The 21389-nt window shown below is 68.3% G+C and carries 18 protein-coding genes; 12 read left to right on the top strand and 6 right to left on the bottom strand.

Going from position 1 to position 21389, the window contains the following annotated elements:
* Positions 1 to 266, top strand: a 266-nt coding sequence (locus BKY59_RS17565; RefSeq protein ID WP_420822066.1) for a hypothetical protein, incomplete at its 5' end; no start/stop codon positions are given.
* 410 nt (positions 267 to 676) lie between these two features.
* Positions 677 to 2311: a CTP synthase gene (locus tag BKY59_RS01095; protein WP_076068258.1), complete on the top strand. Its 1635-nt coding sequence runs from the start codon at positions 677 to 679 to the stop codon at positions 2309 to 2311.
* A 250-nt stretch (positions 2312 to 2561) separates the two neighbouring features.
* On the opposite strand, the gene BKY59_RS01090 is transcribed toward BKY59_RS01095, so the two are convergent.
* Together BKY59_RS01090 and BKY59_RS17560 are read right to left on the bottom strand one after the other, a co-directional pair.
* Positions 2562 to 2768 (bottom strand): hypothetical protein, encoded by a 207-nt coding sequence (locus BKY59_RS01090; protein ID WP_076068257.1) that lies wholly within the window; start codon positions 2766 to 2768, stop codon positions 2562 to 2564.
* 43 nt (positions 2769 to 2811) lie between these two features.
* Complete coding sequence (locus BKY59_RS17560) at positions 2812 to 2973, bottom strand: hypothetical protein (RefSeq protein ID WP_165374778.1); 162 nt, start codon at positions 2971 to 2973, stop codon at positions 2812 to 2814.
* A gap of 404 nt (positions 2974 to 3377) precedes the next feature.
* Here BKY59_RS17560 and proS point away from each other — a divergent pair, with 404 nt between their 5' ends.
* The 5 genes from proS (at position 3378) to dnaE (ending at position 11164) form a co-directional block, all read left to right on the top strand.
* Positions 3378 to 4694, top strand: a complete 1317-nt coding sequence (gene proS, locus BKY59_RS01085) for a proline--tRNA ligase (RefSeq protein ID WP_076068256.1) — start codon at positions 3378 to 3380, stop codon at positions 4692 to 4694.
* 133 nt (positions 4695 to 4827) lie between these two features.
* Positions 4828 to 6078 carry a lipoprotein-releasing ABC transporter permease subunit gene (locus tag BKY59_RS01080; RefSeq protein ID WP_076068255.1) on the top strand — a complete coding sequence of 417 codons (1251 nt, stop codon included), beginning with the start codon at positions 4828 to 4830 and terminating at the stop codon, positions 6076 to 6078.
* A gap of 13 nt (positions 6079 to 6091) precedes the next feature.
* Positions 6092 to 6772, top strand: coding sequence for an ABC transporter ATP-binding protein (locus BKY59_RS01075; RefSeq protein WP_076068254.1), 681 nt, complete (start codon positions 6092 to 6094; stop codon positions 6770 to 6772).
* Between the two features lie 24 nt (positions 6773 to 6796).
* Positions 6797 to 7423 carry a LysE family translocator gene (locus BKY59_RS01070; protein ID WP_076068253.1) on the top strand — a complete coding sequence of 209 codons (627 nt, stop codon included), beginning with the start codon at positions 6797 to 6799 and terminating at the stop codon, positions 7421 to 7423.
* A 246-nt stretch (positions 7424 to 7669) separates the two neighbouring features.
* Positions 7670 to 11164, top strand: a complete 3495-nt coding sequence (gene dnaE / locus BKY59_RS01065) for a DNA polymerase III subunit alpha (protein WP_076068252.1) — start codon at positions 7670 to 7672, stop codon at positions 11162 to 11164.
* A gap of 44 nt (positions 11165 to 11208) precedes the next feature.
* Here dnaE and BKY59_RS01060 read toward each other — a convergent pair whose 3' ends face one another.
* Complete coding sequence (locus tag BKY59_RS01060) at positions 11209 to 12285, bottom strand: PA0069 family radical SAM protein (protein WP_076068251.1); 1077 nt, start codon at positions 12283 to 12285, stop codon at positions 11209 to 11211.
* Positions 12286 to 12336: 51 nt separating this feature from the next.
* Between BKY59_RS01060 and BKY59_RS01055 the strand changes: the two genes are divergently transcribed.
* The gene (locus BKY59_RS01055; protein ID WP_076068266.1) at positions 12337 to 12669 is read left to right on the top strand and encodes a VOC family protein; all 333 of its coding nucleotides are present in this window, start codon (positions 12337 to 12339) and stop codon (positions 12667 to 12669) included.
* A gap of 183 nt (positions 12670 to 12852) precedes the next feature.
* On the opposite strand, the gene moaB is transcribed toward BKY59_RS01055, so the two are convergent.
* The 3 genes from moaB to BKY59_RS01040 form a co-directional block, all read right to left on the bottom strand.
* Positions 12853 to 13380: a molybdenum cofactor biosynthesis protein B gene (moaB, locus tag BKY59_RS01050; protein WP_076068250.1), complete on the bottom strand. Its 528-nt coding sequence runs from the start codon at positions 13378 to 13380 to the stop codon at positions 12853 to 12855.
* A gap of 133 nt (positions 13381 to 13513) precedes the next feature.
* Positions 13514 to 15538 (bottom strand): lytic transglycosylase domain-containing protein, encoded by a 2025-nt coding sequence (locus BKY59_RS01045; protein ID WP_240499904.1) that lies wholly within the window; start codon positions 15536 to 15538, stop codon positions 13514 to 13516.
* Positions 15535 to 16293 (bottom strand): uracil-DNA glycosylase family protein, encoded by a 759-nt coding sequence (locus BKY59_RS01040; RefSeq protein WP_076068249.1) that lies wholly within the window; start codon positions 16291 to 16293, stop codon positions 15535 to 15537. The genes BKY59_RS01045 and BKY59_RS01040 overlap by 4 nt, the downstream gene beginning before the upstream one ends.
* 121 nt (positions 16294 to 16414) lie before the next feature.
* Between BKY59_RS01040 and BKY59_RS01035 the strand changes: the two genes are divergently transcribed.
* From BKY59_RS01035 to BKY59_RS01020, 4 genes are all read left to right on the top strand, one after another.
* Positions 16415 to 18064 (top strand): electron transfer flavoprotein-ubiquinone oxidoreductase, encoded by a 1650-nt coding sequence (locus BKY59_RS01035; RefSeq protein WP_076068248.1) that lies wholly within the window; start codon positions 16415 to 16417, stop codon positions 18062 to 18064.
* Between the two features lie 90 nt (positions 18065 to 18154).
* The gene (locus BKY59_RS01030) at positions 18155 to 19795 is read left to right on the top strand and encodes a tetratricopeptide repeat protein (protein ID WP_083671801.1); all 1641 of its coding nucleotides are present in this window, start codon (positions 18155 to 18157) and stop codon (positions 19793 to 19795) included.
* Between the two features lie 32 nt (positions 19796 to 19827).
* Positions 19828 to 20649, top strand: coding sequence for a 4-(cytidine 5'-diphospho)-2-C-methyl-D-erythritol kinase (locus tag BKY59_RS01025; protein ID WP_076068247.1), 822 nt, complete (start codon positions 19828 to 19830; stop codon positions 20647 to 20649).
* On the top strand, positions 20646 to 21350 hold the full coding sequence (locus BKY59_RS01020; protein ID WP_076068263.1) for an enoyl-CoA hydratase/isomerase family protein: 705 nt from the start codon (positions 20646 to 20648) through the stop codon (positions 21348 to 21350). The genes BKY59_RS01025 and BKY59_RS01020 overlap by 4 nt, the downstream gene beginning before the upstream one ends.
* Positions 21351 to 21389 lie beyond the last annotated feature (39 nt).

The following is a 21389-nucleotide window of genomic DNA, read 5'->3' as shown; positions in this document are numbered from 1 at the left end:
ACCCGGTTGCGGCGGCGGCGGGGGCGGTGACCACGGGCGCGCTGACGAACGGCGCAGCGGCGATCACCGACACGCCGATCAGCAACCCGCCAGCGACCGTCCGCACCAACCCGGCCGCCGCCGACACGCCGCGCCCCGCGACGCGCGCCGCGGAACGTGCGGAGCGCCGCGAGCGTGCGACGACGCCGGCTGTTCGGACCCCGGCTGCGGCCGCTCCGGTGGTGGACGTGCCGACGCCTGCGACCGGTAACGCTGCGGGGCAGTAAGCTGTGGGATAGGGTGACGCCCCGGCCCTGCCGAGCCCTTCGACTGCTTGCTGACAAACGCACGGGACTGACTGCGACGGTGCCGCAGTCGGTGCATTTCTGCGGGCGTAGCCGACGGCACTGTTGGCCGTCTCGGCTGCGCTCGACGAGTCCCTCGACTGCGCTTGGCATGGGCGCTGCTAGAGCATGAGGTCTTCAGCCCGATCCGGGAATGAGGCGACCTTGGGAAGGTTCGACGACAGCGGGATCCCGGACCAGGTCAGGCCTGACGGGGATGGCTGGCGGCTGGAGTTGGTCCCTCAGGGCCTCCCCGGTTATCCCTTCCCTCGAAACGATCCCCAGCTAATGTCGGGCGTCGCGGAGTCGGGGCCTTGCCGTCCCCCCGGTCGGGTCGCTAACGCGATACTCCCATGACACGGTTTATTTTCATCACCGGTGGCGTGGTTTCGTCACTCGGCAAGGGACTCATGGCGGCGAGCCTTGCGGCGTTGTTGCAGGCGCGTGGCTACACCGTCCGCATCCGGAAGTTCGATCCCTATCTGAACGTCGATCCGGGGACGATGTCGCCGTACCAGCATGGCGAGGTCTATGTGACCGACGACGGGGCGGAGACCGATCTGGATCTCGGCCATTATGAGCGGTTCACCGGCGTGCCGAGCCGACAGTCGGACAATGTGACGTCGGGCCGCATCTATCAGACGATCATCGCCAAGGAACGGCGCGGCGATTATCTGGGTGCCACGGTGCAGGTGATCCCGCACGTGACCGACGCGATCAAGGAATTCGCGCGGGCCGAGACGGACGGGCTGGATTTCGTGCTCTGCGAGATTGGCGGGACGGTGGGCGACATCGAATCGCTGCCCTTCATGGAGGCGATCCGCCAGCTGCGGAACGACCTGGGCCGCGACCGGACCGCGTTCGTGCATCTGACGCTGGTGCCCTATATCGCCGCGGCGGGCGAGCTGAAGACCAAGCCGACCCAGCACAGCGTGCGCGACCTGACCGCGCTGGGCATCCAGCCGGACGTCCTGGTGTGCCGGTGCGACCGGCCGCTGCCCGACAGCGACCGGGCGAAGATCGCGCTGTTCTGCAACGTGCGCAAGGAAGCGGTGATCCCGGCGCTGGACGCCAAGTCGATCTATGGCGTGCCCGTGCAATATCATGCCGAAGGGCTGGACCGGGCGGTGCTGGACGCATTCGGGCTGGACACGTCCGCCACGCTCGACCTGTCGCGCTGGACCGAGATCGAGGAGCGGTTGAGCCACCCCGAGGGCGAGGTCACGATCGGCGTAGTCGGCAAATATGTCGGGTTGCAGGATGCGTACAAGTCGCTGCACGAGGCGCTGGTCCATGGCGGGATCGCCAACCGGGTAAAGGTCCACATCCGCTGGCTGGACGCGGAACTGTTCGAACAGGATGCCGACGGCCTGGCGGCGCAGCTGGAGCCGCTGCATGCGATCCTGGTGCCGGGCGGGTTTGGCGAGCGCGGGTCGGAGGGCAAGATCGCTTCCGTGCGGTTCGCACGCGAACGCAAGGTACCCTATTTCGGCATCTGCCTGGGCATGCAGATGGCCTGCGTGGAAGGGGCGCGCAACACTGCGGGACTGTCCGCCGCATCGACCACCGAATTCGGTGCGACCGCGGAACCGGTGGTCGGCCTCATCACCGAATGGATGACCGAGGCCGGGCTGCAGGTGCGGGCGGCGGGTGGCGACCTGGGCGGCACGATGCGGCTCGGGGCCTATGACGCGAAGCTGGCGGGTGGAAGCCGTGTGGCGGGCATCTACGGCGACGAGGCGATTTCCGAACGGCATCGCCACCGGTACGAGGTGAACGTGCATTACCGCGCGGCGCTGGAACAGGGCGGTCTCGTGTTTTCGGGCATGTCGCCGGACGGGGAACTGCCGGAGATCGTCGAGCGGCCGGATCATCCCTGGTTCGTGGGCGTCCAGTTCCATCCGGAGCTGAAGTCCAAGCCGTTCGCGCCGCATCCGTTGTTCCAGAGCTTCATTGCGGCGGCGGTGGCGCAAAGTCGGCTGGTCTAGTGCGTATGGGGTTGGCCTGAACTGCCTGTCCCGGGCGGAATCGCGAAACTCCTTCGATTATGCCTGGAAGTTGCCTTGATGGCGCTCGATGTCGACGGCTCCGAGATGGGTTAATCCAAGGTTCGTCGGTTCTGAGGGCTGCGAAACGGCTTTGCGGTTTTTATATTGGCCTTGATCCGGGATCCTGGGAGCCAGGCCTAACGTGTTTAACCCTGCATCCCAGACGCCAAGCAACCGCAGGCATCCGGCGCTACTTTTCCAGTTGCCCGACAAGCGCCTGCAATTCGTTCAGACTCGCCGCGTCATCGGTAGCCGCTGTGGTTTGTGCGGCCACGCCGTCCGGCGGACCGAGATCCATGCAGCTTGTGAACTCGACAGCACTCCAGCAAACGCCCGCCGCCCACATGATCGTGAGCCAGCGGTTGCGGAACAGGCTGCTGTAACGGGTGGGCGACATGGAGCTGCCATGCGCCCGACCCGGTTAGCGTTTCGTGAAGTCGTCAGGCCTGCGTCTGGGTCACGTTGCTGGTGACCGGGATGTCGGACGGGTTCGGGATGACGGGGTCGCTGGGGGTCGGCGGCGTCGGATCGACCGGGGTCGGGACGGGGACGTCGACCGGCATCGTGCCGGGGACTTCGGGGACGGGGGGCTGGCTGGCCATGCGGCGCTCCTTCATCGGGTTGAGCACCTAGGAACGCATGGCGCGGCGCTCGGGCGCATCGTCGGATCGAGAAAAATTCGGCTGGAATGCAAACGTCCGGGCCGTTTCCGACCCGGACGCCTGCGTGACGATCGCTCGTCAGCCCCCGTTTTCAGCCTGGGCTTCTCATGCGACCGCCCCCTGACGGTCCCATGGGCTCCAAAGCCTCCCCGAACCATGGCGTTGCCTGTGTTCGTGAGACAGGAGTTACGCCGTGGTGAACGACCTGTCATCCACCGCGTCGCCCCGGCCGTGCGAAAGAGCGCACCCTGTGTCAGTACTGCAACATGTCGCGCGACTTGTCGGGGCGGGGGTGGCGTTCTAGAGCAGCCAGGCCCCGTCCCTCGTCCGGATACCCAAATATAATGCGTCTTTCCCGCTATCTGTTGCCCGTGACGAAGGAGTCGCCCGCCGACGCGCAGATCGTCAGCCACAAGCTGATGCTGCGCGCGGGACTGGTGCGGCAGACCGCGGCCGGGATCTATGCCTGGCTGCCGCTGGGGCTGAAGGTCCTGCGCAATATCGAACGGATCGTGCGCGAGGAGCAGGACCGGTCGGGCGCGGTCGAGATGCTGATGCCGACGATGCAGTCCGCCGACCTGTGGCGCCAGTCCGGCCGCTACGATGCCTATGGCCCTGAAATGCTGCGGATCACCGACCGGCACGACCGCGAGATGCTGTTCGGGCCGACCAACGAGGAGATGGTGACGGCGTTGTTTCGCGATGCGGCGCGGAGCTACCGCGACCTGCCGCGGACGCTGTACCATATCCAGTGGAAGTTCCGCGACGAGGTGCGGCCGCGGTTCGGCGTGATGCGCGGGCGCGAATTCCTGATGAAGGACGCCTATTCGTTCGACATGGACGAGGCCGGCGCGCGGCACAGCTATAACCGGATGTTCGTCGCCTATCTGCGCACGTTCGCGCGGATGGGGCTGCGCGCGATACCGATGCAGGCCGATACCGGACCGATTGGCGGCGACCTGAGCCACGAATTCATCGTGCTGGCCCCGACCGGCGAGAGCGACGTGTTCTATCATGCCAGTTGGGACGCGGCGACCGAGCCCGAGACGGTCGATTTCGACGACGCCGACGCACTGCAGCGCGTGGTCGATGGCTACACCGCCGACTATGCCGCCACCGACGAGAAGCGCGATGCGGACCGCGAAGCGGCGGCGGGCGACGCGCTTCGCCAGTCGCGCGGGGTCGAAGTGGGGCATATCTTCTACTTCGGGACGAAATATTCGGCCGCGATGGGCCTGGGCGTGCAGGGCACTGACGGTACGTCGGTCAACCCGCATATGGGAAGCTACGGCATCGGCGTCAGCCGGCTGGTCGGCGCGATCATCGAGGCGAGCCATGACGATCGCGGCATCGTGTGGCCCGACGCGGTGGCCCCCTATGCTGTCGGCCTCATCAACATGCGCGCGGATGACGCGCGCTGTGCGGCGGCGGCGGACGACCTGTATGCGCGGTTGCAGGCGGCGGGCGTCGAGACGCTGTACGACGATCGCGACGAGCGTGGCGGGGCCAAGTTCGCGACGATGGACCTGATCGGCCTGCCCTGGCAGATCGTGATCGGGCCGAAGGGGATCGAGAAGGGCGTCGTCGAGCTGAAGCGGCGGGCGACGGGCGAGAAGGTCGAGCTGAGCGCCGGCGAGGCTTTGGCACGGGTGCGCGGGTGAGTTTCGCTCGTCGTACCCCCGCGGAGGCGGGGGTGCAGATCGGAGCGAGGAACTGGACCCCCGCATGCGCGGGGATACGGCAACTTTGCGGCGTCAGCGGCGGTTCACGTTTTCGCGATGATAGGACGCCGGCATGATCCTCAATCGCTACGAACGGATGATCGCGAAACGGTATCTGTTGCCGGGGAAGGGCGAGTCGTTCATCTTCCTGGTCGCGTCGATCAGCATGATCGGCGTGATGCTGGGCGTCGCGGCGCTCATTACCGTGATGAGCGTGATGAACGGGTTCCGTGCCGACCTGTTCGACAAGACCGCCGGACTGAACGGCCATGCGGTGGTGCAGGGTTATGGTGGCAGCCTGCCCGACTGGCGGGCAATCGTGCGCGAGGCGCAGGCGACCCCGGGCGTGACGGAGGCGACGCCGCTGATCGAACAGCCGCTGATGGGAAGCCTGAACGGGCGGGTCGCGGGCATCCTGGTGCGCGGCTTGCAGATGAAGGACATCACCGGCAACCCGCTGATCCGCGACAATATCGTCGCGGGCAGCCTGGCGAACATCAGGCCCGGGTCGGGCGAAGTGGCCATCGGGGCGCGGCTGGCCGAGACGCTGGGCGCATCGGTCGGTGCGCCGATCACGGTCATCAGTCCGCAGGGGCAGACGACGCCGTTCGGCACGCTGCCGCGATCGGTCGGCTACACGGTCGGCGCGATCTTCGAAGTCGGCGTGTATGATTATGACAATGCATTCGTCATTATGCCGATGGCGGACGCGCAAACGCTGCTGATGCTGGGCGACAGCGTGGGCATGGTCGAGATCGTCACCAACGATGCCGACCGTGTTCAGGACATATTGAAGCCGCTGGTGCCCAAGATCGCCGGCCAGGCGGAGATCCGCGACTGGCGGCAGAACAATGCCGCGCTGTTCGAGGCGCTGAGCGTCGAGCGGGTGGTGATGTTCTGGATCCTGTCGCTGATCATCCTGGTGGCGGCGTTCAACATCCTGTCGTCGCTGATCATGCTGGTGCGCGCCAAGACGCGCGACATCGCGATCCTGCGCACGATGGGCGCATCGCGCGGGGCGATGATCCGGATCTTCATGACGGTGGGCGTCACGGTCGGCGCGCTGGGCACGCTGGCGGGCGTCGCGCTGGGGTTCATCCTGCTGTATTTTCGGCAGGGGATCGTCGACGGCGTGCAATATCTGTCGGGGCAGAATTTGTGGGATCCGTCGATCCGGTTCCTGACCGAAATGCCCGCGCGGACCGACCCGGTGGAGGTGTTCGCGATCGTGGCGATGGCGATCGGTTCGACATTCCTGTTCACGCTGTACCCGGCGTGGAAGGCGGCGAGCACGGATCCGGTGCAGGTGTTGCGGTATGAATAGTGGGGTTCGCGGCATGACCGATGTGCTGACAGTCACCGATCTGAAGCGCAGTTTCGTGCAGGGCGACGTCACGATCGAGGTGTTGCGCGGAGTCGACCTGTCGGTCGGTGCGGGCGAGATCGTGGCGCTGGTCGGGCCTTCGGGGTCGGGCAAGTCGACGATGTTGCAGGCGGTCGGGCTGCTCGAGGGCGGGTTCGAGGGGTCGATCCGGATCGCGGGCGAGGAGGCGGCGCAGCTGGACAGCGACGGGCGGACGCGGGTGCGGCGCGATGCACTGGGGTTCGTGTATCAGTTCCACCATCTGCTGCCCGATTTCTCCGCGGCGGAGAATGTCGTGCTGCCCGCGCTGATCCGCGGGGGGACGCGAGCCGAGGCGCAGGCGCGTGCCGAGACTTTGCTGACCGCTCTCGGGCTTGGTCACCGGCTGTCACACCGGCCGAGCCAGTTGTCGGGGGGCGAGCAGCAGCGCGTCGCGGTCGCCCGCGCGCTGGCCAACCGGCCGAAGCTGGTGCTGGCGGACGAACCGACCGGCAATCTGGACGAACATACCGCCGACATCGTGCTCGGCGAATTCCTGCGGCTGGTGCGCGGCGAGGGCTCCGCGGCGCTGGTCGCGACACATAACGAACGGCTGGCCGCCAAGATGGACCGCGTGGTGCGGTTGCACGAGGGGCGAGTGAGTGTTGTCTCCTGACGGGTTCTGCGCGGGGCTTTTGGCATGACGCTGCACGTCTGGTGGCTGTTCCTAGTGGCGGTGGTCGTGCTGTGCGGCACGCCGGGGCCGAACATGCTGCACGTCATGACGCGGAGCGTGCGGTTCGGCTTGCGGCGGAGCCTCGCCGCCATGGCGGGGTGCCTCGTTGCGCTGGTCATCGTGCTGTGTGCGTCGGCGCTGGGGCTGAGCGCGGTAATGATGGCGTCGCCATGGTTGTTCGGGGTGCTGCGCTATGTCGGCGTGGCGTACCTTCTCTATTTGGGCATCAGGGCGTGGCGCGGCAGGGATGCGCCGCTGGACGTCGGGTCCGGCACGATCGGGGCCTATGGGTCGAGCGCGCAGCTGTTCCGCGGCGGATTCGCGATCGGGATCAGCAATCCGAAGCTGCTCCTGTTCGCCGCGGCCTTCCTGCCGCAGTTCGTGGACCGATCGCAGCCGCAGGGGCCGCAATTTGCCATCCTGATCACGACCTTCGCCATGGTGGAGGCGGTCTGGTACGCGATCTATGCGACTGGGGGTGCGAAGCTAGTCGCCTATCTTGATCGCCCGGCGGCGATGCGCGCGTTCAACCGGGTGACGGGGGCACTGTTCATCGGCTTTGGGGTGGCCTTGCTGGGGGTGCGCGTCTGAGCTTCCGAGTTACGCGGGGTTCTCGGTTGGCTTCTCGGCTTCGCTCGAAGGGGCCCGCGACTTCGCTCGGGATGGGCGGGTGTGCAAACGGCGTGGGGGTGGGGGATGGAGGATAAAAACGAGGTTCCCCGAACCGTCGTGAACCGGATCCTGCTTCGCGGCTCCTGTCACTGACTCGTCGCATTCCTTGCGTGCGGTCCGCGTCGCGCTCTTTCACGAATCGTTCGTGCGCCCCATAGAGTGGGGATGCTGCATAACGCCTTCGTACCGCTTCGGATCTTCTCCGCCTTCACCATGCTGGAGGGGGCGATCGAGCCGAAGGCGATCGCGACGCAGGCGCGGAAGCTGGGCTTTCCCGCCGCCGCGATCACGGACCGGAACGGACTGTACGGTGCGATGCCGTTTTGCGAGGGGGCGACCAAGGCGGGGGTGCAGCCGATCGTCGGCGCGCTGCTCGGCGTGTGCCGGCCGGGGATCGCGGCGGGCAAGCCGGCAGTCATCGACTGGCTGGCGCTCTATGCGCAGGATACGCAGGGTTACGACAATCTGTGCGCGCTGGTGTCGGCGGCGCATCTCGACCGGCCGGGGCATGAGGATGCGCATGTGCCGATGGCGTTTCTCGACGGGCGGACGGACGGGCTGATCGCGCTGACCGCGGCGGGCGAGGGGGCGCTGGCGCGGATGCTGGCGGAGGAACAGGCGGACGCGGCGGCGGACTATGTCGAGCGGCTGGAGGCGCTGTTTCCGCAGCGGCTGTATATCGAACTGGCGCGGCGCGGGCATGAGGTGGAGGAGCGGGCGGAGGCGGCGCTGCTAGCGATGGCCTATGCGCGCGGCCTGCCGATCGTGGCGACGAACCCGTCCTGTTTTGCGGAGGCCGATTTCCATCCCGCGCACGACGTGATGCTGTGCATCGCGGGGTCGGCCTATCTAGAGACCGAGGAGCGCAAGCGGTCCTGCGTCGACGACTGGATGAAGCCGGCGGACGAGATGCGGCGGCTGTTCGCGGATCTGCCCGAGGCGATCGCGAACACCCTGGTGGTGGCGCAGCGTTGCGCGGTGATGGCGCCGACGCGGAAACCGATCCTGCCCAGCCTTGCCGGCGACCGCGAGGGCGAGGCGACGATGCTGCGCGACGATGCGCGCGCGGGGCTGATCCAGCGGCTGGAGAAGGCGGAGGCGGCGGGTGCGCCGCGGCCGGGGGAGGGATCGATCGCGGAGCGTTATCCCGACTATTTCGAACGGCTCGATTTCGAGCTGGACGTGATCGTGAACATGGGGTTTCCGGGCTATTTCCTGATCGTCGCCGATTTCATCAAATGGGCGAAGGAGCAGGATATTCCGGTCGGCCCGGGGCGCGGATCGGGCGCGGGTTCGGTAGTTGCGTGGGCGCTGACCATCACCGATCTCGACCCGTTGAAACTCGGCCTGCTGTTCGAGCGGTTCCTGAACCCGGAACGCGTGTCGATGCCCGATTTCGATATCGATTTCTGCGAAACGCGGCGCGGCGAGGTCATCAGCTACGTCCAGGCCAAATATGGGCGCGACCATGTGGCGCAGATCATCACCTTCGGCCGGCTGAAGGCGCGCGCGGTGTTGAAGGACACCGGGCGCGTGCTGCAGATGAGCTATGGCCATATCGACCGGCTGGCCAAGCTGGTGCCGAACCATCCGACCGACCCTTGGACGCTCGATCGCGCGCTGAACGGCGTGTCCGAACTGGCGGCGGAATATCGCGAGGACGCGCAGGTCCGGCGGCTGTTCGATCTGGCGCGCAAGCTGGAGGGCCTGCCGCGCCATTCGTCGACGCATGCCGCGGGCGTGGTGATCGGCGACCGGCCGCTCGACCAGCTGGTGCCGCTGTACCGCGATCCGCGATCGGACATTCCGGTGACGCAGCTCGACATGAAATATGTCGAGGCGGCGGGGTTGGTGAAGTTCGATTTTCTCGGGCTGAAGACACTGTCGGTGCTGCAGAAGGGCGTGCAGATGCTGGCGAAGAACGGCGTCGAGGTCGATCTCGGCACGCTCGGCTGGGACGATCCGGCGGTCTATGCGCTGCTGCAGAAGGGCGACACGGTCGGGGTGTTCCAGCTGGAATCCGAGGGGATGCGGCGGACGCTGGCTGCGGTGCGGCCGACCAATTTCGGCGACATCATCGCGCTCGTGTCGCTGTACCGGCCGGGGCCGATGGACAATATCCCGATGTTCGGCGCGCGCAAGAACGGGCGCGAGCCGATCGAATATCCGCACCCGCTGCTCGAGACGATCCTGGGCGAGACGTACGGGATCTTCGTCTACCAGGAGCAGGTGATGCAGGCAGCCCAGATCCTGGCGGGCTATTCGCTGGGCGAGGCGGACATGCTGCGCCGCGCGATGGGCAAGAAGATTCAGGCGGAGATGGATGCGCAGCGTGCCGGGTTCGTCGACGGATGCCTGCGCGTGAACGGGATTCCTGCTGCACAGGCCAATACGCTGTTCGATTTGATCGACAAGTTTGCGGGATACGGTTTCAACAAGAGCCATGCGGCGGCCTATGCGTTGCTGGCGTACCAGACCGCGTGGCTGAAGGCGCATCACAAGCCGGAATTCTATGCCGCGTCGATGTGTTACGACATGGCGCTGACCGACAAGCTGGCGATCTGGACCGACGACATGCGACGGATGGGGGTCGCGTGCCGGGCGCCGTGCGTGAACGCGTCGGACGCCGAGTTCTCGGTCGAGGACGGCGAGGTGCGGTTCGGGCTGGGCGCGCTGAAGGGCGTGGGCGAGAAGGCGATGGAGTTGCTTATCGCCGAGCGCGCGGCGAACGGTCCGTTCGCGGGCCTCGACGATTTTGCCGGGCGGGTCGATCCGCGGCTGCTCAACCGGCGGCAGCTGGAGGCGCTGGCGGGGGCGGGGGCGTTCGACGGGATCGCGCCGGACCGGGCAAGCGTGTTCGCGGGCGCGGAGACGGTGTTGGCGCATGCGGCGAGTGCGCTGAACGAACGGACCAGCGGGCAGGGTGGGCTGTTCGGCGATATCGGCGGCGGTGCTTCGCCGATCCGGTTGCCGAAGGCGGAACCATGGACGCTGGCGGAGCGGATGGCGGCGGAGAAGGAGGCGTTCGGCTTCTACTTCTCGGCGCATCCGACCGATCGGTATCGCCATATCGCCAAGGCCATGGGAGCGCGCAGCTTCTCCGAACTGTCGAGCTATCCGCCGACCGTGGACGGCGGGCGGAGCGAGGCGCGGATGGCGTTGCTGATCGAGGCCGCTGTCTGGCGGACGTCGGCAAAGGGGCGACGATATCTGATGGCGACCTGTTCCGATGCATCGGCGCAGTTCGTGGCGACGTGTTTCGACGACGAGATCGCCAGCGACCTGGAGGGTGCGGCGCGCACCGGAAGCTGTGGCTTTGCGCGCGTCGAGCTGGACCGCAAGGCGGGCGAGGAAACGCCGCGTGTGACGATCAAGCATATCCGCCCGTTCGAGGAGATGCAGGGCACGACCAAGCTGAAACTTGTCGTGTCGATTGCCGATCCGGGTGCAGTCGCGGCGCTGGCGCGCATCTGCGCGGGCGCGCGTGGCGGGCGCGGGGACGTGGTGGTGAATGCGGCGGTCGAGGGCGGGGTCGCGGAGCTGCGCGTGGCGCGGGACGTGAAGATCGATGCGGAATTGGCGGCGCTGATCGAGCGGGTGCCGGGGATCGATGACATCCGGTTGTTGGCGGGGGAAGCGCCGTTGGCTCTGGCTTCCTGAGTTTGGTCAGGCTCCTCCCTCGAAGGGGAAGGGCTTAAGAAATATCAGAACAACGACAGCTGCGGCCCGCTCGGCGGCTTGAACAGGTCGCAGCGGAGCTCGGGTTTGATGTGGCCCAACCCGTGACGGCGGCAGGCGATGCGGAAGCGGGTGCGGAGCAGATCGGCCCAGGGGCCCTGGCCGCGCATCCGGGAGAAGAAGTCCGGGTCGTTGTCTCGGCCGCCGCGGATCGACTGGATCGTCGCCATGACCTTTGCCGCGCGGTCCGGGTGATATTCGTCGAGCCAGGCGCGGAACAGCGGGGCGACCTCGTTCGGCAACCGGACGGGGAGGAAGAACGCGCCGCTTGCACCGTGGTCGGCGGCGGTCTCGAGGATCGCTTCCATCTCGTGATCGGTGATGTGCGGGATCACGGGCGCGAGCGAGACATAGGCGGGGACGCCGGCGTCGGCCAGCGCGCGGATCGCGGCGAGGCGGCGCTTCGGATGCGGTACGCGTGGTTCGAGCGTCCGGGCGATGGCCGGATCGAGCGTGGTGATCGAGACGACGACGGTGGCGAGACCCGCCGCAGCCATCGGGGCGAGCAGGTCGATATCGCGCACGACGCGGTCGGACTTGGTGGTGATCGTCAGCGGGTGGCGCGTTTCGGCGAGCACCGCGATGCAGGCACGGGTCAGCCGCCAGTCGCGCTCGATCGGCTGATAGGGATCGGTGTTGGTGCCAAACGCAATCGGCCGGACGACATAGCCGGGCTTCTTCAGTTCGGCGCGGAGCAGGTCGGGCGCGTTGGGCTTGGCGAACAACCGCGTCTCGAAATCGAGGCCGGGCGACAGGTCGAGATAGGCGTGGCTGGGCCGCGCGAAGCAGTAGATGCAGCCATGTTCGCAGCCGCGATAGGGGTTGATCGAGCGTTCGAACCCGATGTCGGGCGACTGGTTGCGCGTGATGATCGTGCGGGCTGCCTCGCTCGTCACCGTCGTGCGGAGCGGGGGTGCGCCGCCGTCGAGTTCGTCGCGCACGTCGAGCCAGTCGCCGTCCGTCTCGCGCGCGGGCAGCGCGAACCGTTTGCTCGTCGCGTTGACGGTGGCGCCGCGGCCGCGCTGGAGATCGGGGGATCGCATTGACGCAGCGTAACGGATCATGAAGAACGTATCAAGAACATGGAGAGCGCGATGGCACGGTTGAACTATGTCGAACTGGCGACGGCGGACACGGCGCGGGACCGGGCCTTTTACGAGGCGGCGTTCGGGTGGAGGATGACGGAATATGGGCCATCCTATGCTGCGACGTCGACGGGGGATGTGGATCTGGGGATCGACGGTGACCTGCCAGCGGGGACGGCGCCTTTGCCGGTGATCGAAGTGGAGGATCTGGAAGCGGCGCAGGCAATAGTCGAGGCGGCGGGCGGGGTGGTGACGGTGGCCGCGTTCGGGTTTCCGGGGGGGCGGCGGTTTCATTTTGCCGATCCGAGTGGAAATGTGCTGGCGGTGATGCAGGCTGGGTAGGGGTGACTTAAGCGTGAACGCTTTGCTGCTCCGTTCGGTTCGAGCCTATCGAGAACGCTGCGCAGGGTTCTCGACAGGCTCGAACCGAACGGGTTGATGGGACGTTGATCGGCGGCTGTCGGTTCTAGAGAGACGCTGTTTCGTTGGGCCCGACCTTCGCTGGGAACAGCGGGGCGGCGGTGGTCACCGTTCCGTGAGGCGGGGCATCAGATCGACGAAGTTGCAGGGGCGGTGGCGGCTGTCGAGCTGGTCGCGGAGGATGCCGTCCCAGCCGTCCCTGACAGCGCCGGTCGAGCCGGGGAGCGCGAAGAGATAGGTGCCGCGTGCGACGCCGGCGCAGGCGCGCGACTGGATGGCGGAGGTGCCGATCGTCTGGAACGAGAGCCAGCGGAACAGTTCGCCGAACCCTTCGATCTGCTTGTCCCAGACCTTCGCGAACGCCTCGGGCGTGACGTCGCGGCCGGTGACGCCGGTGCCGCCGGTGGAAATGACGACGTCGATCTGCGGGTCGTCGATCCAGCCGTTGAGACGGGTGACGAGGGTCGGGACGTTGTCCTGCTCGATCGCGCGGGCGGCGAGGATGTGGCCGGCGGCCTCGATCCGCCCGATCAGCGTGTCGCCGGAGCGGTCGTCGGCCAAGGTGCGGGTGTCGGAGACAGTGAGTGCTGCGATGCGGATGGGGCGGAAGGGAAGGGATTCGTCGATGGGCATATCTATGTCTTCTTCGCATGGGAGCCGGTCGCCGGCCTACCGTGGCGGCCCGGTCGCGCCAAGCCGCTCCCCCTCTCCCAACCCTCTCCCCGTGGGGGAGAGGGCTTTTGTTCACTCTTGGCTTAGCGCTGCCTCAGTTCGCGCCGGAGGAGGTGCGGGCGATGCTGGCGGTGGCGCCGGTGCCGTCCATGCGGACTGCGGTGCTGCCGGACAGGCCGGGGAAGCGCGGCCACATGCCCTGCGCCATCGCCTTCAGGCTGGCGGATGCGGCGCCGGACTGGCGCTGGTACATCCAGTAGTTGCGCAGCACGATCGCGACATAGGCGCGGGTTTCGTAGAACGGGATCGATTCGATGAACAGCAGCGGGTCGGCGAGGTTGCGGCCGCGCTCGTTCCATTTCTGGACCGACCCGGGGCCGGCATTATAGGCGGCGATGACCTTCGGCAGCAGCCCGCCGGTCATCCAGCTTTGCGACAGCTGTTCTAGATAGGCCTGGCCATATTCGAAGTTTACCGCCGGGTCATTCAGCCGCGACCGGTCCGCCGAGCCTTCGCCGCGGCGCTTGTTGATGAGGTCTGCGGTGCCGGGCAGGACCTGCATCAGGCCGCGCGCGCCGGCCGGGCTGACCGCGCCGACGCGGAATTGCGATTCCTGGAGTGCGTGCGCGAGGATCAGCGACTTGTCGACGCGCCAGCCGTTCTGCGGGGTCCAGCCGGGCGCTGGGTAGCGCGCATTGGCCGACATGCTGGCACCGGCCGGGCCGTTCTGCGCCAGCCAGATCTGCGTCGCGGGCAGGTTGAGCCGCGCCGCCAGGTGAAGCAGCGATTCATGGTCCGCGGGCGATCCGATCCGGGCCTGATGGCGCAGCAGTTCGTCGGACAGATCGTCCTCGCCCACTTCCTTCAGTGCGACGGCGGTGACGAGATTGGGGCGGCTGGCGACGATCGACCAGTCGGTGCCGGCAAAGTCCATGCGGTGATCGGGCGCGGGGATCGCATTGCCGAGCGCGCCGCCGGCGAGCAGGCCGTAGAAGGTTTCGGACATCCGGGCCGCGGTGCGCAGCCGCGACTGGACCTGTTCGGGCCGGCCGCAGGCGACGTCGGCCCGCGCCGACCAGAACAGCCCGGCGGCGGTCATTTCCGCATCGCGCGCGCGGGCGGCGACGCGGGAGAAGGCGCGGCCGGCGGCGTCGCAGTCGCGCCCGCGCCAGGCGGCAAGGCCCTGCACCCAGTCGGCCTGGATCGCCCATTCGCCGGTCGACCCGGCGGACGCGGCGGCCAGCCGGCGGGCATTGCCGTCGTCGCCGTTCAGATAGTAGGACCAGGCGATGCGTTGCCGCCATTCGACCAGTGCGTCGCCGGACAGCAGCGGTTCGGCAGCGACGAGCAGCGCCTCCGCCTCTGCCGTCCGATCGTCCTTGATGAGCGGCAGGACGCGGCGCGCCAGGTCGGATGCGGCGATATCGCTGCGCGTGGTCTGCGCGGCGCGCCGCTTGGGTGCACCGTCCAGATGGACGAGAGCGCGCTGATAGGGCAGCGCCGGGAGCGTCAACGCGCCGCGCGTGGCGGCAAGCCGCGACAGCTGGACCGACTGCGGCAGCCAGGGGGCCGCCGCGATGAGCGTCACCAGTTGGTCGGTTTCAACACGCGGGCTGCCCTTGGCCAGATAGAGTTCGGCGCGCGCGACGGCGTGGAGCGGGCCGGCGGGCATCGCGTCCAGCCGGGCGGCGGCGGACGACCAGTCATGTGCGCGGATGGCGGAGAAGACGGCCCGATACCCCTCGCGCTGCGCTGCCGTCAGTTGCGCGGGCAGCGCGGCGACCGGCTTGGCGGCGACCGGGCCGATCGTTGCGAATGTGGGGGCAGGCGCGATCCGCGCTGCGGCGACCGCGGGCGAGGTGAGATAGCGGCTGGCCGCCGGGATGGTCATCGGCTGGACCGGAGCGACTGCGACAGGGGTGGGGGCTGCGACCGGGGTGGTGGCCGGTATCACGGCTTGCGGTGCCGGCGCGACGGGGGCGAGCGCGACCGCGCGGGCGGCCGGCAGGACGGCCTGCGGTTGCAGGCCGAACCCGTAGACCATGTCCTGTGCCCGCACGGCCCCGGTCGGCAGCGTTGCGGTGGCGATGATTGCCAGGGCGATGGTCCTGATGCTCAACGGTCGAGCTCCTGTAATAGCAGTCGCAGATCGGCCCACAGATCGGCCTTGCGGGCCGGGGACTGGGGCAACATCCGCGGATGGAAGGTCGCGATGGCGACCGTCTTTCCGCCGATATGGTTGATTTCATGTAAATGCCCGCGCGCACCGGGCCAGTCCAGCCCGAACGCGGTGATCGCTTCCTTGCCGAGCAGCAGCAGGACCCTGGGCGCGGCCAGCGCGACATGGTGACGCGCGGCGGCGACCAGCCCGGCGGCGGTGGCCGGTGCGATGCGGCCGCCGGCAGGGCGCGCGGGGCAGATCGCGGCGAGATAGACCGAAGCCCGGTCGCGCCCGATCGCGGCCAGGATGTGGTCGAACAGCCGGCCGAGATCGCCCGACATCAGGACACCGGCATCCGCATCGCCCGGCTCGGGCATGTCGCCCAGGATCATCAGGCCGGATGCCGGATCGCCCGCCGCACAGACGCGTTGCGGCCCGAGTTCGGGAAAGGTCGCCGGGTCCGCGCACCAGGCGGCATAGGCGGCGAGCGTATCGGGCAGCGCGACCGCAGCGCGCGCGTCGCCGACGGTGGGCAATGGCGGGGCCGTGCCGTCATCGGGGGTCGGTGCGGGCGCGTACAGGACGGGCGGGGCGACCGGGGCGACCTGGGCCGCGGGGCGCAGCCAGTCGCGCGGTTCGTCGTCGACGAGCATGTCGACGCCCGCATCGCGCCACCAGCGCAGTGCGCCGAGTGTCTCTGCAAAACCGTCCATGGAAATCCCGCCTTCCGTGCCCACATACAGACGACTGTTGACGTGGGCGTCAATCTACGCGCACGCGGATACCGGCGGGACGAAGATTCCGCGGGACGACCGGAAGCCCGATGGAGCGGACATGGCTGAGCGCGAGAGTATGGAATATGACGTCGTCATCGTGGGCGCGGGGCCGGCCGGCCTTGCCGCCGCGATCCGGCTGAAACAACTGGCGGCCAAGGCCGAGCGCGAGATCGCCGTCTGCGTCCTCGAAAAAGGGTCGGAGGTCGGCGCGCATATCCTGTCGGGCGCGGTCATCGATCCGATCGCGATCGACGAACTGATCCCCGACTGGCGCGATCTGGACAGCCCGCTGACGGTGCCGGTGGTGGAGAATCACCATTGGGTGCTGAGCGCGGGCGGCAAGACCGAGTTGCCGCATCTGCTGATGCCGCCGTTCATGAACAACAAGGGCACGTTCACCTGCTCGCTCGGCAATTTCTGCCGCTGGCTGGCGGGGCAGGCCGAGGCGCTGGGCGTCGAGATCTTCCCGGGCTTCGCAGCGGCCGAGGTGCTGTTCGACGGACATGGTGCCGTGCGAGGCGTGGCGACGGGCGACATGGGCGTGGCGCGCGACGGCACGCACAAGGGCGATTACCAGCCGGGCATGGAACTGCACGCGAAATACACCTTCTTCGCCGAAGGGGTGCGCGGGCATCTGTCGAAGGAGCTGAAAGGCCTGTTCGACCTGGAGCGCGACTGCCAGCCGCAGACCTATGCGATCGGCATCAAGGAATTGTGGGACATCGATCCCGCGCTGCATGTGCCCGGCAAGGTCGTCCATACGCAGGGTTGGCCGCTGTCCGATGCGACCGGCGGCGGCTTCATCTATCACCAGGCGAACAACCAGGTGGCCCTCGGGTTCGTCGTGGGGCTGGGGTACAAGAACCCGCATCTGTCGCCGTTCCACGAGTTCCAGCGCTGGAAGCACCATCCCGATATCGCGGCGATGCTGAAGGGCGGGCGGCGTGTGTCCTATGGTGCGCGCGCGATCAACGAAGGCGGGTGGCAGTCCGTACCGAAGCTGGCGTTTCCGGGCGGCGCACTGATCGGCTGTTCCGCGGGGTTCGTGAACGTGCCGCGGATCAAGGGCAGCCACACCGCGATGAAATCGGGCATGCTGGCGGCGGAGGCGGCGTTCGACGAGATCGTGTCCGGCCGCATGACGCCGGAACTGACCGCGTATCAGCCGGCGGTCGAGGCGAGCTGGATCGCAAAGGAACTGAAGAAGGTCCGCAATGCCGGGCCGGCGCTGGAGAAATTCGGTGCGGTCACGGGCACGGTCTATGCCGGGTTCGACATGTGGATGCATCAGCTGGGCGTGAAGCTGCCCTGGACGTTCAAGCATCACCGCGACAACGAACAGCTGTGGCGCGCCGACATCGCGCCGAAGATCGCCTATCCCAAGCCGGACAATGTGCTGAGTTTCGACCGGCTGTCGTCAGTGTTCCTGTCCAACGTCAATCACGAGGAGGACCAGCCGGTCCACCTGACGCTGCGCGATACGGAGGTGCCGATCGCGGTGAACTATGCGATGTATGACAGTCCCGAGCAGCGATACTGCCCGGCCGGGGTGTACGAGATCGTGGGTGCGGAGCAGGGCGCGCCGAAGTTACAAATCAACGCGCAGAACTGCGTCCACTGCAAGTCGTGCGACATCAAGGATCCAACCCAGAACATCAAATGGGTGGTGCCCGAGGGTGGCGGGGGGCCGAATTACCCGAACATGTGATGGGTTTCGGATGGAGCCAGCCGCTCCTTGCCAAGGCAAGGGCTTTCCCGTCGTCTGGAACTGCACGGCGCGCGTACCCGTTGAGATGACATGAAAATTGCCAAAATCCTGATGCTGTTTAGCGCCGTTTCCGCGCCCGTCGGCGTGCAGGCGAGCCAGACCGGGTCGGCGATTCGCGATTATGTGCGCGCGCGGGCGGCCGATGCGGACGACCAGACGGCGGTCGCGGCGCGCGGTTATGGCGCGGTGCTGGCGCGTAACCCGGGCGATCCGGTGGTGGCGACGCGCGCCTATCGACAGGCGATCAGCGCGGGCGATCGCGCACTGGCGCTGGCCGCCGCGGCACAGCTCGACCGGCAGGGACTGCTGCCGCCGGATGCGCGCGTCCTTATGCTGGCCGATGCGGTTGACCGGCGCGACTGGACGGTGGCGCAGGCAACCGCGGATGCGATCGTTCGCGACAAGGCGTTTTCCTTCCTCGTGCCGGCATTGCGGGCCTGGATCTCGCTGGGATCGAAGCAGGGTGACCCGATTGCGATCCTTGACACAGGCGGCGGCGGTGCGATCGGTACGGCCTATGCCGGCGAACAGCGCGCGCTGTTGATGCTTGCGAGCGGCCGGACGGAGGAGGGAATCGCTGCGCTTCGGGCGCAATTGCCGTCCGCCGGCCCGCGCCAGATGCGGTTGCGACTGGCCAGCGCGGCATTGCTGATGAAGCAACGGAAACGCGCGCAGGCGCTGGCGATGCTCGACGGCGATACGCCGATGCTGGTCGAGGCGCGCGCCCGGATCGGATCGGGCAAGGCCTTGCCCGCCCCGATCGACAGTGCGGCCGCGGGGATCGCCGAATTGCTGGTGCGCGTCGCGATCGACATCAACCGCGAACGGCCGACGCCGATTGCACTGGGACTGGCGCGGACCGCGACGTTTCTGGCGCCCGACAGCGCGGAGACCTGGCTGGTGACGGCAGAGCTTCTGCTGGGGAGCGATCGCTATGCCGCCGCGACCGACGCGCTGACCCATGTGGCGGACGACGATCCGTTCGCGGCATCGGCGCGCGAGGCGCGGCTGTCCGCCATGGTGCGGCGGGGCGAGAATGAAGCGGCGTTGCAGGTGGCGGAGGCGGCCGCGGCACGCGCCGGCGCCGGCCCGGTGGACTGGAGCCGGGTCGGCGACGTGCGGGCCGCACTCGGCCGGTCGCGCGCGGCGGCGGAGGCCTATGGCCGGGCCGCGGCGCTGGCGACCCCCGAAGCCCGGTGGCCGGCGTTGCTGTTGCAGGGCAGCGCGCTGGAGGAAGCGGGCGACTGGGCTGCGGCAAAACCGGTGTTGGAACGGGCCCATGCGGCGGCGCCCGACCAAGCGGTGGTGCTGAACCTGCTCGGCTACGCACAGCTGGAGCGGCGCGAGAACCTGGCACAGGCGCAGGCGCTGATCGAACGGGCGAGCCTGTTGCGGCCGGACGATGCGTCGATCACCGATTCGCTGGGCTGGGCCTATTATCTGCGCGGCAATACGCCGAAGGCGATCGCGACGCTGGAGCGCGCAGTGCTGGGCGATCCCGGCCAGACCGCGATCAACGAGCATCTGGGCGATGCCTACTGGTCCGCCGGCCGACGATTCGAGGCGCGCTATGCCTGGTCGGCGGCGCTGGTCGGGGCCGAAGCGCAAGATCTGGCGCGGCTGCGCGCGAAGATCGACGGCGGGTGGACGCTGGCGGTGGCCGCCCCTTGATCGCGCTGGCCCGCCGCGCCTAAGCGGTGGGGATGATCGAGACCGCCTTTGCCAAGATCAACCTGGCGCTGCACGTTCGCGAACGGCAGGCCGACGGATATCACCGGATTGAGACATTGTTCGCCTTCGCGGAGGATGGCGACCGGTTGACGTTGGAAGACGGCGGGTCGGTGCTGACGGTCGTCGGGCCGTTCGGGACGGCGCTGGTGGGCGGGGGCGATAATCTGGTGACCCGCGCGGCGGACGCGTTTCGTGCCCGGTTCGGCGGGGGGCCGGCGGCATTCACGCTTGACAAGCGATTGCCCGTTGCGGCCGGAATCGGCGGCGGGTCGGCCGATGCGGCGGCGGCATTGCGCCTGCTGGCGCGGCGCGGCGGGGTGGCGGCGGACGATCCGGCTCTGATGGCGATCGCGGCCGCACTGGGGGCCGACGTCCCGGCATGTCTGCTGTCGCGACCGGTGCGCGGCGACGGGCGCGGCGACGCGTTGCGCACGATCGATGCGGGGGACCTGCGCGGACTGCCGCTGCTGCTGGTGAACCCGAACGTGCCGTTGTCGACCGGGCCGGTGTTCGCCGGGTGGGACGGGGCGGACCGCGGCGCGCTGGCTGACGGTCCGCCGCTGGCCGTGGCGGCGGCGGGGCGCAACGACCTGGAACCGCCGGCCCGCGCGATCCGGCCGGAGATCGGCGCGGTGCTGGCCGCATTGGACGGGCAGGCGGGTGCGCGGCTGGTGCGGATGTCCGGATCGGGCGCGACCTGTTTCGCGCTGTTCGACACGATCGCGGCGCGCGACCGGGCGGCGGCGGCAATGCCGGGCGCGTGGTGGACGCTGGCGACGCGCCTGCGGCCATGATCGACGTCGTCGTGGACGGGGTGGTTGCCAGCGTCGTGCTGGACCGCCCGGCTGCGCGCAACGCGGTGCCGATCGCGTCGTGGGACCGGCTGGCGGAGGCGGTGGAGGAGGCCGCGGCGCGCGGTAGCGTCGTGCTGCTGCGCTCCGCGGTGCCGGGCACCTTCTGTGCCGGAGCGGACCTGGGCGAGTTTCCGGCGCTGATGGCGGACCCGGCGCTGCCGCCGCGGTTGCGGGCGGGGATGGCGCGCGCGACGGCGGCGATTGCGGGTGCGACGGTGCCCGTAATCGCGGTACTGGACGGAGGATGTTTCGGGGCGGGCGTCGCGATCGCGCTGGCGTGCGACCTGCGGATCGCGGGGGCGGGGGCCGGCTTCGCGGTGCCGCCGGCGCGGTTGGGGATCGGCTATCCGCAGCGCGATATCGACCGGCTGCGCGCAGTCGTGGGAGCGGGACAGGCGGCGCGCCTGCTGCTGACCGGCGATCGGATCGACGCGGCGGAGGCCGGGCGGATCGGGCTGGTCGAGATGGTGGTGCCGGATGCCGGGGTCGCGGCGCGCGTCATGGCGGACCGGATCGCGGCGAATGCAGCCGAAAGCGTAGCCGCCCTGCGCGCCGGGTTACGCAGTGAACCGGGCGGCGACGCGCGGTTCGATGCGTTGTTCGCAGGAAAGGCGCTGGCGGCGCGGTTGCCGCGACGCTGAGCGACCTACGTTGCGGGCAGTTGCGTCCGGCGCGGGATG

The organism is Sphingomonas montana (genome assembly GCF_001956315.1).
Classification (GTDB): Bacteria; Pseudomonadota; Alphaproteobacteria; order Sphingomonadales; family Sphingomonadaceae; genus Sphingomonas_R; species Sphingomonas_R montana.
The sequence above is the reverse complement of the archived record's forward strand: the minus strand, read 5'-3'. Positions and strand labels throughout refer to the sequence as shown.

Excerpts from the sequence above, each read along its gene's own strand:
- BKY59_RS01095 (WP_076068258.1), top strand. The coding sequence starts at position 677 with ATGACACGGTTTATTTTCATCACCGGTGGCGTGGTTTCGTCACTCGGC.
- BKY59_RS01090 (WP_076068257.1), bottom strand. The coding sequence starts at position 2,768 with ATGTCGCCCACCCGTTACAGCAGCCTGTTCCGCAACCGCTGGCTCACG.
- BKY59_RS17560 (WP_165374778.1), bottom strand. The coding sequence starts at position 2,973 with ATGGCCAGCCAGCCCCCCGTCCCCGAAGTCCCCGGCACGATGCCGGTC.
- proS (WP_076068256.1), top strand. The coding sequence starts at position 3,378 with ATGCGTCTTTCCCGCTATCTGTTGCCCGTGACGAAGGAGTCGCCCGCC.
- BKY59_RS01080 (WP_076068255.1), top strand. The coding sequence starts at position 4,828 with ATGATCCTCAATCGCTACGAACGGATGATCGCGAAACGGTATCTGTTG.
- BKY59_RS01075 (WP_076068254.1), top strand. The coding sequence starts at position 6,092 with ATGACCGATGTGCTGACAGTCACCGATCTGAAGCGCAGTTTCGTGCAG.
- BKY59_RS01070 (WP_076068253.1), top strand. The coding sequence starts at position 6,797 with ATGACGCTGCACGTCTGGTGGCTGTTCCTAGTGGCGGTGGTCGTGCTG.
- dnaE (WP_076068252.1), top strand. The coding sequence starts at position 7,670 with ATGCTGCATAACGCCTTCGTACCGCTTCGGATCTTCTCCGCCTTCACC.
- BKY59_RS01060 (WP_076068251.1), bottom strand. The coding sequence starts at position 12,285 with ATGCGATCCCCCGATCTCCAGCGCGGCCGCGGCGCCACCGTCAACGCG.
- BKY59_RS01055 (WP_076068266.1), top strand. The coding sequence starts at position 12,337 with ATGGCACGGTTGAACTATGTCGAACTGGCGACGGCGGACACGGCGCGG.
- moaB (WP_076068250.1), bottom strand. The coding sequence starts at position 13,380 with ATGCCCATCGACGAATCCCTTCCCTTCCGCCCCATCCGCATCGCAGCA.
- BKY59_RS01040 (WP_076068249.1), bottom strand. The coding sequence starts at position 16,293 with ATGGACGGTTTTGCAGAGACACTCGGCGCACTGCGCTGGTGGCGCGAT.
- BKY59_RS01035 (WP_076068248.1), top strand. The coding sequence starts at position 16,415 with ATGGCTGAGCGCGAGAGTATGGAATATGACGTCGTCATCGTGGGCGCG.
- BKY59_RS01030 (WP_083671801.1), top strand. The coding sequence starts at position 18,155 with ATGAAAATTGCCAAAATCCTGATGCTGTTTAGCGCCGTTTCCGCGCCC.
- BKY59_RS01025 (WP_076068247.1), top strand. The coding sequence starts at position 19,828 with ATGATCGAGACCGCCTTTGCCAAGATCAACCTGGCGCTGCACGTTCGC.
- BKY59_RS01020 (WP_076068263.1), top strand. The coding sequence starts at position 20,646 with ATGATCGACGTCGTCGTGGACGGGGTGGTTGCCAGCGTCGTGCTGGAC.